Consider the following 13,006-nt stretch of genomic DNA (forward strand, 5'->3'; position numbering starts at 1 on the left):
GTATCAAAAACAGGGAGTGAGAACATGTGCGAAAACGGTTGATCGAAGAGCGTTGTAAGAGGGGATGGACCCAAAAGCAAGTGTCGGAAAGGCTTGGACTCTCCGAGGTTTATGTTCGCAAAATCGAAAGGGGAACACGCAATCCCGGCAGAGAAACGATGCTGAAATTCGAAACGCTTTACTCAGTGCCTGATCGATTGCTGTTTCCCGATCTTTTTCAGGTCTGTTTGGATACATATTGTATCAATGGAACTCTGTATGAAAGAAGGCGATGTCATGAATCTTGAACATCCGATGGTCACACACATTCGAACGCACGGCTATCCAAAGGAAGCCGACAGAGAGCAAATGCGAAGACATGGCGGACCCGCCGGATATCCACAAGGAGGCAGCATGGGTAAAATTGTGATTTCCTACAGCTCAGACCGTTTTGATCAATGGCGGCTCGGCGAAGCCGGGGGATTCATCGCTTTTACGAAAGACGGAAAGCCTGTATTCCAATTCGATCGTAAAGGCCAATACGAACGGTATCTCAGACTGAACCGCAGAAGGCACAAGGAAGGGGGAAGATGAATGTCCCGTCCGCTCGATCAAAGCTATCCCTTTTCCGTTTACTCAGGGATTTTAACACCTGTGCACTACGAGAAAATAGGCAATGCCATTTGGCTGTTTTTATGGTGCATCAGTTCAACAACTAAGGAAATCGAACGCGATGGGATGACATGGGGCATCGTGCTCGGCAACAAACCGCTGAAAGCCGCAGAATTGGCTCTTCAATTCGGCGTCAACGAAAAAACGGTTAGAAGATGGCTCGCTCTTCTCGAACGAAACGGCTACATTGCAGTCACAAGAGCGCCTTACGGAATGATTTTGTCAGTCAGACATTCAAAGAAATTTGCCTATGCCAGCCATGTCCGGTCAGGCAGTTCTGTTCGGACAGAAGAGACTGGCCGTGCGGACATCCTTGTCCAATCCAATAAAGATATCACACAAATCAACACAAAACATAATATGACTTCCATAAAAACAATAGCAGACCGATTTGCCGCCCTTAGGTCTTTGCAGGAAGGAAAGCCTGTCCATCCCTCGTCAAAAGACTACCAGGCCGTCGCCCGGATTGTCGCCCGCGGAGTGTCTATTCCGCAAACAATCAAATGGCTTGAACAATGCTTTGAAGAGTATGAGGCGCGGCGCCGAAGCCGCAATGAAACGATCAAGGTCTTCAGCTACTGTGAAAAATATATAATCGGCCGGCTGGCTGAAGCGGAAGAGAAAACAACTGTCAGGAGGGAGAACAATGTCCAAAAGAACAATCGAAGAGATCATGGACGAACTGAGAAACAGGAGCTGTCTATCACAGGGGGACAAACCGGAAGAATCCGCCGCAAAACGGTATGACTGTCCGAAATGCAAAGATGAACTCGGATTTATCGAACGGCGCGGAACGATGGAAGTATGGGTATCATGCGCCTGCCGCGAATGGCGGAAAGCGCAAAAGCTGTTGAAATCGAGCGAAATCACCGAACAATTTAAAAACTTAAATTTTGCTCAGTTCAAGACGAAAGGAAAACACCAATCTGTAAAAGAGGCGTATGAATGCGCCGTTGAATATGTACAAGCTTACCGGGACATCCGGGAAAGCCGCAAAAACAGCATCGCGCTCTTGGGACGACCCGGTTCAGGGAAGACGCATTTGCTGACGGCCGCCGCCAATGAGCTGATGAGGAAGCATTTCGTACCCGTCCTTTATTTTCCTTTTGTCGAAGGATTCAACGATTTAAAACAGGATTTCTCATTGCTTGAGGATAAGCTGAACCGGATGAAGCGAGTCGAGGTGCTGTTTCTCGATGACCTGTTTAAACCGGTGGGAGGCAGGCCGCGGGCGACGGAATGGCAGATCGAACAGACATATGCTGTCGTCAATTACAGGTATTTGAACCATAAGCCGATCATGCTGTCCAGCGAGCTAAGCGTTGAAGAAATTGTCAGCATAGACGAAGCGCTCGGAACGAGGCTGGTTGAAATGTGCCAGGACTTTCTCGTCGTCCTGAACGGGAGCTCTTTCGGCATCAATCATAGACTGGAGGGGATGGTTTGATGTGCCCGCTATGTAACGGGAGAAAATCAGTCCACCAGGACGCAAGGATCGGAACGATGTTCTGCGCTTGTCCAAACTGCCGCTCTGAAAGCGGCGATTTGACGGATGTGATCAAACATCTGGAAGCGCTGATTGCAAAAATGAAAACAAGGGTGAAACAAGGTGCTTAAATGTTTAAAAGCGATGATTCTCATCATCTGGACAGCGGCAAAAAGAGACGCACAAATGAAACGATGGCACGAAGAAGACGGAAAGTGAGGAAGACAAACGTGAAGAACGAAAGTGCGACGTACAGCCCGTCACCATGGCGCGTTGTCAGAACAAATAGCGACCTGTACATTTATTCAGCTTACAGTAAAGCCGAAAAGAAACGGTTTCCTTATTCCAGCGGGCGGGTGATTGCCAAAGTCGCCGACTACAGCGCATATTCCAAGGGAAAAAATGCCTGCTTAATCGCCGCGGCTCCCGAACTTTTGACCGCAGCGAAGCTCATGCTTGCCTATTTGAAGCGAAAACGGCCCGCTCGCTCTAATTCAGTTGAGAATCAATTGATAAATATTTTAGAAAAAGTCGTCACAAACGCGGAATTTGAAGAGGAGGAAAATAGATGAACCATCCGGCAAAGATACAAGATATCCACGATACGACGGTTGCAAGCCGCCTTAAAAAAGGAAAGGTGACAGTGATCGTTCTTGATGGAATGAACGGCACAGCTTGGCAGGCCGAGGCGCCTGAACACGGTAAAACCGTCATTGAAACGAGAAAGGGAGACCTCGCAAGGGTTGAATTTGAAATCGGCTATAAGCTATAGTTCTACAACTTGCATATTTGTCCAAGACGGAAAGCCTGCGGACGCTGATCAGATGCACATCTTACTGTGCGGCTGATTGGTGTCCTTTTTTATTTCAAAAAAACGGAGGTACACAAAATGGAAGATTTGCTTTTCGAATATAAAAGAGCGCTGAAAAACACGAAAAAACTGTATCGGGCCTATCAGGATGAACAAGGGCTGACTGCTGAACAATTGAAAGATAAAAAACTGATCAGAAACATGATGACCGATTTGGAATATGTGATCGACTGGCTTGAAAACGGAAGGGAGCCGGGAATCAGAAGGGCGATTGACAGGCGAGACGCTTATAAACGGATGCTACTGAAAGATCCGCTGATCATCGACACGTTCTCAGAACAGATTTCATTTGAACCAGCTCAAGAAGTGTCAGCGTACGATAAAGCCCGGATTGAAACCGCGCTGTCTGCCCTTACGGCACGCGAAAAAGAAATCTTCATTTTACATAAGGTCGAACAGTTTTCCTATGAGCGGATTGCCGCCATGCTCGGCATCAAAAAGCCTACTGTTCAAACCAATGTGAAACGGGCACAGCTGAAAATCGCGAAACAAATCGAAAAGCCTCTCGATTGTATGGCATAACGATATATCTGTCTTTTGTCATACGTTTGCCACCTATAAGTGAAAAGAGAAAAAATATAATAAAACATACTGTTCTTAAATGGAAGATTCATATAGCGATGAAATATTACTGTTTCCGGGAATGAGAGGCGGTGAAGATGAACAATGCCAAGGAAAAGGGATCCAAAAAGGGATGAAGCTTTTCGTCTCTATCAACAATACGGGGGAAACATTACGAATCTCGCAATCGCAAGCGAACTCGGCGTTTCAAATCAAAAAGTCAGCGTTTGGAAAACCCGTGACCGCTGGAAAGAGGCTGTAAACGGGGAGGATACGAGCAGAGGAAAAGCAGACATCCGCAATGAAGGACTGAATGAACGGCAGCGTCTGTTTTGCATCTATTATGTGAAAAGCTTCAATGCCACCCAAGCAGCGATAAAAGCAGGCTACTCCCCTGCCAGCGCTCATGTGACAGGCTGCCGGCTTCTGAAAAATGAAAAGGTGGCCGATGAGATCAGGCGGATCAAAAAAGAGATGGTAGGGGAGATATTCGTTGAGGCGATGGATGTTCTCCAAGTCTATGTGAAAATCGCATTTGCCGATATGACCGACTATGTAACTTTCGGCAAAAAAGAGGTACAGGCTGTCGGAAAGTCAGGACCGCTGTTTGATGAAGAAAACAATCCGGTTATGAAAGAGATCAGCTTTGTCGATGTGAAACATTCCGACCTCGTCGATGGTACCGTCATCACAGAAGCGAAACTCGGGAAAGAAGGAATCGCAATCAAGCTGGCCGATAAAATGAAGGCGCTCGAGAAGCTCTCACAGTATTTCGATCTTTTCCCTGATTCATTTAAGCGGAAAATTGAAAATGAGAAGCTGAAGCTCGCCAAACAAAAAGCCGACAAAGATGCGGAATCAGGACCCGTTGAAGTGGTCATCACCAGAAAAGGTGATTCGGCTTGATTATAAAAGAAGTCAATCCGCATTTTGAAGATTATTTGTTTAACTGGGATCAGACGTTTCAATTTCTTGTCGGCGGATACGGTTCGTCAAAAAGCTATCATACTGCTTTAAAAGTTGTATTAAAGCTGCTGCAGGAAAAGCGCACCGCTCTTGTTGTAAGGGAAGTGTTTGAAACACACAGGGATTCGACTTTTTCTTTATTCGCAACCATTATCGATGAGCTGGGTGTTCAAACGGCGGCAGAGGCCGTTTCTTCTCCGATGCACATCAGGTTTGCAAACGGCAGCCGGATTATTTTTAAAGGGATGGACAACCCGGCGAAATTGAAATCCGTCAACAACATCTCACTGATTTGGATCGAAGAATGTTCGGAAGTGAAGTATGAAGGCTTCAAGGAACTGATCGGCCGGCTGAGGCATCCTGATCACAGGCTGTATATGATATTGACGACAAACCCCGTCAGCCAGTCAAACTGGACGTACAGACACTTTTTCAAGGATGAGCGGAACAAGCGGTTTATTTTGGATGATGAGGTTTTGTATGAAAAGCGGGTCGCTGTCGTCGGTGATACGTTTTACCACCATTCCACAGCTGATGACAACCTGTTTTTGCCGAAAAGCTACCTCAAACAGCTTGATGATATGAAAGCATATGATCCCGATCTGTACCGGATTGCCAGAAAAGGACGGTTCGGGGTAAACGGCATTAGGGTTTTGCCGCAATTTGAAGTGATGGAGCATGAGGAGGTCATGAGACAGATCTCCGCCATTTCCAACCCGCTGAAGAGAACCGGAATGGATTTCGGATTTGAAGCATCATACAATGCCGTCGTCCGGGCGGCCGTCGATCCCGACAAAAAATATCTCTATATTTATTGGGAGTACTACAAAAATAAAATGACAGACGACAAGACGGCCGAGGAGCTTAACGAATTCGCGGTTACGAAGGAGCTGATCAAAGCCGATCCGGCCGAACCGAAAAGCATCCAGTTTTTCAGGCAGAACGGTTTCAACATGACCGCAGCCCGCAAGTTCCAAGGCTCGCGCCTGCAATATACGAAAAAAATCAAGCGGTTTAAAAAAATATTGTGTTCTGACCGATGTGCCAATACGATCTACGAATTGCAGCCGCTGACCTATGCGACGGATAAAGACGGCAATCTGAAAGAGGATCAGTTTACAATTGATCCGCACACACTTTCCGCGCTATGGTACGCGCTTGATGATTATGAAGTCACCGATTTGAAGGCTGAGCCGGAAGTGAGAAAACGGCCGAACAGGAAAAGGGGGAGATAGTGTATGTCCACTCAGCAAACGGTAAGAGCAAAAGTCATGAAATCCCGTTTTCACGAGCCTGTAACAAAACAAATATATGAAGATCAATTTTCGGAGATCTACGGAGATGAGATTATCGTACCGCCGTACAATTTGAAAGAACTGAAAGCCATTGCCGAATATTCTTCAATTCTCCAGCAATGCATTGACGCCTATAAAACGAATATTGCAGGGTTCGGGCTTGATGTCGAGTACGCTTTTGATTTTAATGGTGCGGATGTGACGCCCGATAAGAAAAAGGCTGCTGAGACCGATTGGACAAGGCTTGAAGATTTTTGCCGCCATCTTCATTTCGATGAATCGGCTGAAACGATTTTAAGCCATATGATAGAGGACCGCGAAAAAACGGGGAACGGGTTTTTGGAGGTGCTCAGAAACGGCACGGGGCAGCCGGCCGGAATTGAATATCTCGATGTCAAAAATATGCGCGTATGCGGATTGACAGAACCGATCGAAGTGGAATTTGCCTACATAGAAAACGGATCGCTAAAAAACATCAAAAGGGAAAAAAGGTTCCGCAAATACGTTCAGATGATTGACGGCAGGAAGGTGTACTTTAAAGAGTACGGCGATCCGCGCGTCATGGATATGACCACCGGAGCGTTTGACAGACAGACTCCGCCTGAACGAAGTGCGAATGAAGCGATCCATTTTAAAATCGGCAGCGGCGTCTACGGCGTTCCGCGCTGGATCGGAAATATCGTCAACCTGTACGGAGCGCGGAAAGCAGAAGAGCTGAATTATATGTATTTCAGACAAGGCCGGCACGTCCCGGCCGTTATTACGGTTGAAAACGGCATGCTCTCAGAGGCTTCTTACAGAGAGCTGCAGGAATACATGAACGACTTGGAAGGCGTTGAAAATGCCCACAAATTTTTGCTGATCGAAGCGGAGGGGATCGCCCAGGAAAAAGACATTCACGGCAGCCAGGACATTACGCCGGTGAAAGTGGACATCAAATCACTCGCCGAAATTTTGCAGGAAGATGCGCTGTTTCTTGAATATGACGAGAAAACCCGGAATAAAATCCGCTCTTCCTTCAGGCTTCCGCCGCTCTACACCGGTGATGCCCATGAATATAACAGGGCGACAGCAGATACCGCCCGCAAAATCACCGAAGAACAGGTTTTTGAACCGGAGCGGAAAATATTGATCGGCAAGCTGAATACGCTGTTTCTCCGTGATTTAAACATTTTCCATGCGAGGCTCCAATTGAAAGGACCGGACTTTCGCGATCCACTTGAGATTGCAAAAGTGCTCGGTCCTTTTATTCAAGCGGGAGCGGTATCTGCAAATGATCTGCGCGACCTGGCCGGCAGAGTGCTCGGCAAGACGCTTGATGAATGGCCGGAGGAAGAATTCAGCAGGCCGCTCGGTTACCAGCAAAGCGCAAAGCGTGCTGAAGCGGAAGCCGGAGCGCTGCTGCCCGAACTGCAGGAAGTCGTCGAGACATTGAAACAGATCACTGAAAGGAGGTGAACACTTCGTGCCGAGAGAGCTTAAAAATGCCAAGATCAATTTCGTCAGTTATGTCGACAAAGCGGCGAACAAAAAGAAATTCTTTATGACGAAATCGAGTGAATCGCCGACATTTGAAAAGGAAGTCAAGCTGATTGCGAAAGCCGAGGATGAAAAGAAGCTCGTCTACGGCGTGGTCTACGAGCCGGACATTCAGGATGCCCACGGCGATTTTATGTCGGCTGACGAAATCCAAAAAGCCGCCCACGGTTTTCTGAAAAATGCCCGGAAGATCGACAAAGATCACAATTTCCAGGGAGGCGTCGGAGAAGTCGTGGAGTCCTATGTTGCGCCGGCTGATTTTGAAGTGAACGGCGAAACGATTGTGAAAGGCTCTTGGGTGCTGGTGACAAAAGCCGGCGATGAGATCTGGGAACAGATTAAAAAAGGAAGCATCACCGGCTACAGCATGGCGGGCACTGCCGAAACGGTCGAACACCCGCCCCGCGCCGGCTCTAAAACCGATGAGACCGGCAGTTTCTTTCAGCTGTTTAAGCAGTTTTTTGCCGGCGACAAACAAAAAACGGGAGAGGAAGAAAAAAAGATGAAACGATCAGAAGTTCAAGGAACGATTGAAGCCGTCTTGGCTCCGCTTCTCAAACGTCTTGACGATTTGGAAGGGGATAAAGCGGCGGACGAAAAAGAGCAGCAGACAGACCAGGATGCACATGTGAAGGAAATCGTCGAGGACATGCTCGCCCCTCTGATTGCGCGCATCGAAGCACTCGAAAAGATGAGAGGTGCCTCAAAGCAGGCAGCGGCTGAAAAAGAAGGAGAAGAAGAAGTTAAAAAATCGATTTGGAGCGGATTGCTTTAATTTGGAGGAGGAAGAACATGAGAAATCAAGAGATTATTCGTAAAGCCGAGATGTCGCTTGCGACGTTGAAAAGCGGAGGATTAATGAATCCGGCGCAGGCTTCTGCATTTATTCGCATGGTGCAAAACACGCCGACAATTTTCAGCGAATCACGTGTGATTCAAATGGAAAACGACTCGCAAAAATTTGAAAAAATCGGTTTTGGCCAGCGGATTTTAAGAGCGGCTGATGAAGGTAAAGCATTGGCGAAGGACCAATTAACCGCACCGGTGACCAGCACGGTTGAACTGAATGCGAAAGAAGTCATTGCCGAAGTCAACATTACTTATGACACGCTCGAAAATAACATTGAAAAAGACGGCCTTCAACAGACGCTGATGCAAATGCTGGCGGAACGGGCCGCTGTGGATATTGAAGAACTGATCGTCAACGGTGATGTTGCGTCTTCAGATCCATACCTTGCTCAACTTGACGGGATCCGGAAGCAGTCCGTCTCTCACATCGTCGATGCAGGCGGGGAGCAAATCAGCCGACAGCTTTTCAAACAGGGGCTGAAAGCTGTTCCGGCAAAATATATGCGCGTTCCGCAGGAATTCAGATTCTATACATCGCTCGGTCAGGAGATCGAATGGAAAGACCGCGTCGCAGACCGTCAAACCACTCTCGGGGATGCGGCCGTACAGGGCGGGCTTTCAACCGCTTTTGGCGTGCCTGTTAAAGGGGTCTCAAATATTCAGCCGTATGCGTACGGAGAAGGAGATGCAGCCGCCGAAGCATCAGACATTATTTTGACGCATCCGAAAAATATTATTCTCGGTTTCTCGCGCAATATCAGAATTGAAGTCGATAAAGACATTCGCGCGCGCAAATTTATCATTGTCCTGACGGCAAAACTGGACAGCAAATTCGAAGAAGAAGACGCGGTTGCAAAAATCGTCAATGTAAAAGAGTAATGCCTGAGTCCGAACGTTTTCACTGAAAGCATCGCCGATCGGCGGGGAACGAGTCCGGACAAAAGCGAAAGCGCCCCGGACAAACAGCTAAAAGCTCTGGAAGGATGTGATGAACATGCTGATCACGCCCGACGATATCATTCAATATTCTGTTATTGAAGCCGTGAAAAACCGGCCGCAGGAATTGCTGCGGCAGGATATCCTTGAAGCCGAAGCGGAAGCCGAGCAGATCACGGGGCATCGTTTTACAGATGAAAAATATGATCCGCTGCCGGAAAAGGCAAGGCTCGCTTTGCTGCAGCTGGCACAGTACTTTGCATTGAAAAACGGTGATGAATCGCTTTTGAAAGGCTACAAATCTGAGAAATTGGGTGACTACTCCTATACGCTCTCAAGAAGCGGTGGCCTGGCGAAGCCCGACGTCTATAAACTGCTCGAAGAATTTATTCTTGATTATGAATCTGTCCGATTCAAGGTGCGGCCGCTATGAGCTACAAAAGTCTATTAAGCGACCGTTGCGATATCTATCATTTAAAGGAAGATCATGCAGAGGAAGCAAGGTACGGCATTCCCGCGCCAAACCTGCAGCCGATTCGCACATACGGGGAAACACCCGATCTTCAAAACGTTCCCTGCTATTTTACGGAAAAAAAACAGTCGATCGTCCAGCAAGATCCCGAACAGGTCATCTATCATTCATATTTGGCCCATTTTCCGGCGGATGCAGATGTGCGCCTTCACGATCAGGCCGTCTGGAACGGTGTCAGCTACACGCTCCAGCAGCCGCGCAACATCAAAGGCCATCACCTGGAAGTCTTAGCGGTCAGGGATGAAAAACTATGAAAATTAAAGGATTGAAACAGCTATCGCGGACGCTGGAAAAAGCGGGGCAGAGCGGCTTTCGAACTGAAGCTGCCAAGTGGCTTGAACAGACGGGAACCGATTTTTTAGATCTGGTCCGCGACGAAATTGTACGCGCCGGATCGATTGATACCGGCAGCCTTTTGCGCTCTTTCAAGCGAGGGGCTGAAGGGAACATATGGGAAATCGAAAAAGGCGGACTCACGCTTGAAGTCGGGACGGAGTTAGAGTACGCCTCATTCGTAAATGACGGCCATTGGACAGGCGGAAAAGAGGAAGTCAGGTGGATTCCGGGACAATGGCACAGCGGCCGATTTCAATACGATCCCGGTTCTTCGTCCGGCATGGTTTTAAAACGGCAATGGGTAAAGGGAACAGGCTATTGGGAGCATGCGTTTTACATATTTGAGCGTTTATTTGAAAAACGCCTGAATGAAAGGCTGCAAACATGGCTGAATTCCCTTTAAGGAGGTGAAGCTTTGAACGACGAAACGGGATCTGTTATGAATTTCTTTTATCAAGTCTTTCCTGTCGTCTGTTATGAAAAGGAAATACCCGACCATTTTCAAATACCGTCGCTATATTTTCCTCCCCCTTCTGTTTTTGATGAAAATGATACGGTTTCAACATTTAAAAAAGTCTTCACCCTGAATGTGAAACTGTTTCACCATGATTCACAGCAGGCCCACGATCATGCCGAGCGCATTGCAGACGCCGTAAGGGAAGCGCGGCACATCATCCCGCTCATTGACCGGTCGGGTAAAGACACGGGAGACAGCTTGAGGATCAGCCGGATCGAGACGAGGATAGGGGATTCCGGCACCGCGTCCATTATTATTCAATGGAACAGCCGCTACTGGTACAAACGGGAAAACGAACTTTCTCTGGAAACAATCGATTTTACAAACGGGGTGAAATAATTGACAGTCAGCAAAAAAACAAAGACAGAAGCAGAAAAGGCGCCTCTTGAGGAACGAGAAGCGCTGTTCTACATCGAGGATCTGAGGGAGCACGCGAAAGAGCTTTTCGGCATTAAACCGGAAGTTCTCGACGGTGCTCTTTTTCATGTGAAAGAAGAGCAGATTTCAAAGCTTGAGGCAAGTCAGCTTATTCAAACATTTTTAGCCAAGGAGGTCATGAATTAATGAACGGCGGAACATTTACACCAGGCAAAGAAAAAGATCGTGCCGGCATTTATTTTAATTTTAAAACGACAGCAGAGGAGCGGGTTTCCGTCGGGGACCGCGGCACAGTTGCCCTTCCTGTCGTCATGAGCTGGGGGGAGCCGAAATCATTCGTATCGATTTCCAGCATTGAAGATTTAAATAAAAAAGTGGGATTGAACATCGATGATCCGTCTCTTCTGCTTTTCCGCGAAGCGAAGAAAAACGCACAGACCGTTTTGCTGTACCGTCTGAACACGGGAGCGCCGGCGAAAGCCCAAATCGGCGAAACGCTGAGTGTAACGGCAAAATACGGAGGCGAGAAAGGGAACGACATTTCAATCCGCATTTCCGAAAATGTGCTCGATTCTAAAAAGCTTGATGTCACAACCTTTGTCGGAACAGACGAAGCTGACCGGCAAACCGTCAAAACGGCAGAAGAGCTTACCGCAAATGCGTACGTCACGTTTCAAGGGGAAGGCGCGCTTGAGCTGACAGCGGGCACAAAGCTTTCAGGCGGTGAAAACGGAACGGCAAGTGTTGCCGATTACACCGCGTTTTTAGATGCTGCCGAAACGGAATACTTCAATACGATCGCACTTCCGGTTGCAGACAATGAACAGCTGAAAGCCACTTTTGCCGCTTTCATCAAACGCCTTCGCGACAAGCAGGGTCAGAAAGTCCAAGGCGTAGTCGCCGATTATGCCGGAGACGATGAAGGCATCATTAATGTAACGGGAGGCGTTGTGCTGGAAGACGGCACAGAAATCACGCCTGAAAAAGCGACAGCATGGGTCGCCGGAGCAAGCGCAGGCGCGACTTTTAACCAGTCACTGACATTTGTCGAATACGAAGGAGCTGTTGATGTTCTGAACCGTCTGGATGAAGATCAGGTCATCGAACGTCTGAAAAAAGGCGAGTTTTTATTTACGTTTGATGCACGCGATCAATCGGTCAGTGTCGAAAAAGACATCAACTCTTTAACGAGTTTCACTGCCGACAAAAACAAAAAATTCTCGAAAAATAAAATCATCCGCGTCCTTGACGGAGTTAACAATGATTTGACCCGCGAATTAAAGGCTTTAATCAAAGCGCGAAAAGCAAGCGACAGCGACATTCCTGCGTCCGACGATGGTTTGCAGTACGTCAAAACGCTGATCATTCAGTATATGACGGCGCTTCAGGAAGCCGGCGGCATTACCGGTTTTGATTCTGAAAGCGATATTGCCATCACACTGAATGAAGACCGCGACGGGTTTTTAATCGATTTGGCCGTTCAGCCGGTTGATGCAGCAGAAAAATTCTACTTTAATGTGGAGGTAAAATAATATGGCATTAAAAGCGCAAAACACGATTTCCGGAAAAGAAGGCCGTCTTTTTCTCGACGGACAAGAGATGGCTCATATCAAAACATTTGAGGCAAACGTCGAAAAGAATAAAGCCGAAGTCAATATTATGGGCCGCCGCATGACGGGCCACAAGACAACAGGTGCAAACGGCACGGGAACGGCGACATTTTATAAAGTCACGTCTCAATTTGTCACATTAATGATGAACTATGTAAAAAAAGGCGATGATCCGTATTTCACGCTCCAGGCCGTCCTTGACGACCAGTCATCAGGCCGCGGAACGGAACGTGTCACACTGTATGATGTGAATTTTGACTCGGCCAAAATCGCCGGCCTTGACGTCGATTCAGAAGCGCTGGAAGAAGAAGTGCCGTTCACATTTGAAGATTTTGACGTTCCTGAAAAACTGAAAGATACGTTTTAAAAAAGAGCCCCGTATCCCGCTTTTCAAACTTAGATCGCAAAGGCTGGTCTTAAAGAAGGAAGCCGATTTAGTAGTCAGGACATATAACACCAAGCACTCTCGCCAAGCCGAG

General features: G+C 47.6%; 20 protein-coding genes. All 20 read left to right on the plus strand.

From position 1 onward, the window contains the following. Positions 1-26: 26 nt before the first annotated feature. On the plus strand, positions 27-287 hold the full coding sequence (locus MHB72_RS07175) for a helix-turn-helix transcriptional regulator (RefSeq protein WP_026579871.1): 261 nt from the start codon (positions 27-29) through the stop codon (positions 285-287). Beyond that, the gene (locus MHB72_RS07180; protein ID WP_035399943.1) at positions 277-573 is read left to right on the plus strand and encodes a hypothetical protein; all 297 of its coding nucleotides are present in this window, start codon (positions 277-279) and stop codon (positions 571-573) included. Before MHB72_RS07175 ends, MHB72_RS07180 begins: the two co-directional genes overlap by 11 nt. Next, complete coding sequence (locus MHB72_RS07185) at positions 574-1,398, plus strand: phage portal protein (protein WP_216920342.1); 825 nt, start codon at positions 574-576, stop codon at positions 1,396-1,398. It abuts the gene before it with no gap. Next, positions 1,298-2,098 carry an ATP-binding protein gene (locus tag MHB72_RS07190; RefSeq protein ID WP_212110453.1) on the plus strand — a complete coding sequence of 267 codons (801 nt, stop codon included), beginning with the start codon at positions 1,298-1,300 and terminating at the stop codon, positions 2,096-2,098. The genes MHB72_RS07185 and MHB72_RS07190 overlap by 101 nt, the downstream gene beginning before the upstream one ends. After that, a complete protein-coding gene (locus tag MHB72_RS07195) occupies positions 2,098-2,268 on the plus strand; it encodes a hypothetical protein (RefSeq protein WP_165768809.1) in 171 nt (56 codons plus the stop codon). The genes MHB72_RS07190 and MHB72_RS07195 overlap by 1 nt, the downstream gene beginning before the upstream one ends. Before the next feature lie 99 nt (positions 2,269-2,367). Continuing rightward, positions 2,368-2,709: a hypothetical protein gene (locus MHB72_RS07200; protein ID WP_216920344.1), complete on the plus strand. Its 342-nt coding sequence runs from the start codon at positions 2,368-2,370 to the stop codon at positions 2,707-2,709. Next, positions 2,706-2,909, plus strand: coding sequence for an XtrA/YqaO family protein (locus MHB72_RS07205; RefSeq protein WP_020451011.1), 204 nt, complete (start codon positions 2,706-2,708; stop codon positions 2,907-2,909). Before MHB72_RS07200 ends, MHB72_RS07205 begins: the two co-directional genes overlap by 4 nt. A gap of 117 nt (positions 2,910-3,026) precedes the next feature. Then, complete coding sequence (locus MHB72_RS07210; RefSeq protein WP_216920346.1) at positions 3,027-3,530, plus strand: sigma-70 family RNA polymerase sigma factor; 504 nt, start codon at positions 3,027-3,029, stop codon at positions 3,528-3,530. Between the two features lie 144 nt (positions 3,531-3,674). Further along, on the plus strand, positions 3,675-4,475 hold the full coding sequence (locus MHB72_RS07215; protein ID WP_216920348.1) for a terminase small subunit: 801 nt from the start codon (positions 3,675-3,677) through the stop codon (positions 4,473-4,475). Next, positions 4,472-5,770 carry a PBSX family phage terminase large subunit gene (locus MHB72_RS07220; RefSeq protein ID WP_216920350.1) on the plus strand — a complete coding sequence of 433 codons (1,299 nt, stop codon included), beginning with the start codon at positions 4,472-4,474 and terminating at the stop codon, positions 5,768-5,770. Before MHB72_RS07215 ends, MHB72_RS07220 begins: the two co-directional genes overlap by 4 nt. Before the next feature lie 3 nt (positions 5,771-5,773). Beyond that, complete coding sequence (locus tag MHB72_RS07225) at positions 5,774-7,288, plus strand: phage portal protein (protein WP_195536212.1); 1,515 nt, start codon at positions 5,774-5,776, stop codon at positions 7,286-7,288. A 7-nt stretch (positions 7,289-7,295) separates the two neighbouring features. Beyond that, positions 7,296-8,144: an XkdF-like putative serine protease domain-containing protein gene (locus MHB72_RS07230; protein ID WP_020451016.1), complete on the plus strand. Its 849-nt coding sequence runs from the start codon at positions 7,296-7,298 to the stop codon at positions 8,142-8,144. A 17-nt stretch (positions 8,145-8,161) separates the two neighbouring features. Continuing rightward, a complete protein-coding gene (locus tag MHB72_RS07235) occupies positions 8,162-9,097 on the plus strand; it encodes a phage major capsid family protein (RefSeq protein ID WP_020451017.1) in 936 nt (311 codons plus the stop codon). 115 nt (positions 9,098-9,212) lie between these two features. Beyond that, the gene (yqbG, locus tag MHB72_RS07240) at positions 9,213-9,587 is read left to right on the plus strand and encodes a protein YqbG (RefSeq protein WP_023856716.1); all 375 of its coding nucleotides are present in this window, start codon (positions 9,213-9,215) and stop codon (positions 9,585-9,587) included. Beyond that, on the plus strand, positions 9,584-9,940 hold the full coding sequence (locus tag MHB72_RS07245) for a YqbH/XkdH family protein (protein WP_216920352.1): 357 nt from the start codon (positions 9,584-9,586) through the stop codon (positions 9,938-9,940). The genes yqbG and MHB72_RS07245 overlap by 4 nt, the downstream gene beginning before the upstream one ends. Next, positions 9,937-10,425, plus strand: a complete 489-nt coding sequence (locus tag MHB72_RS07250) for an HK97 gp10 family phage protein (RefSeq protein WP_023856717.1) — start codon at positions 9,937-9,939, stop codon at positions 10,423-10,425. Before MHB72_RS07245 ends, MHB72_RS07250 begins: the two co-directional genes overlap by 4 nt. 12 nt (positions 10,426-10,437) lie before the next feature. After that, entirely contained in the window at positions 10,438-10,878 is a 441-nt protein-coding gene (locus tag MHB72_RS07255) for a hypothetical protein (protein WP_020451021.1), read from the plus strand. After that, positions 10,879-11,103: a hypothetical protein gene (locus MHB72_RS07260; RefSeq protein WP_216920354.1), complete on the plus strand. Its 225-nt coding sequence runs from the start codon at positions 10,879-10,881 to the stop codon at positions 11,101-11,103. Next, positions 11,103-12,449 carry a phage tail sheath family protein gene (locus MHB72_RS07265; RefSeq protein ID WP_216920357.1) on the plus strand — a complete coding sequence of 449 codons (1,347 nt, stop codon included), beginning with the start codon at positions 11,103-11,105 and terminating at the stop codon, positions 12,447-12,449. The genes MHB72_RS07260 and MHB72_RS07265 overlap by 1 nt, the downstream gene beginning before the upstream one ends. A 1-nt stretch (position 12,450) precedes the next feature. Then, positions 12,451-12,894 carry a phage tail tube protein gene (locus tag MHB72_RS07270; protein WP_003180830.1) on the plus strand — a complete coding sequence of 148 codons (444 nt, stop codon included), beginning with the start codon at positions 12,451-12,453 and terminating at the stop codon, positions 12,892-12,894. Positions 12,895-13,006 lie beyond the last annotated feature (112 nt).

Source organism: Bacillus sp. FSL K6-1284 (genome assembly GCF_038002625.1).
Classification (GTDB): Bacteria; Bacillota; Bacilli; order Bacillales; family Bacillaceae; genus Bacillus; species Bacillus paralicheniformis.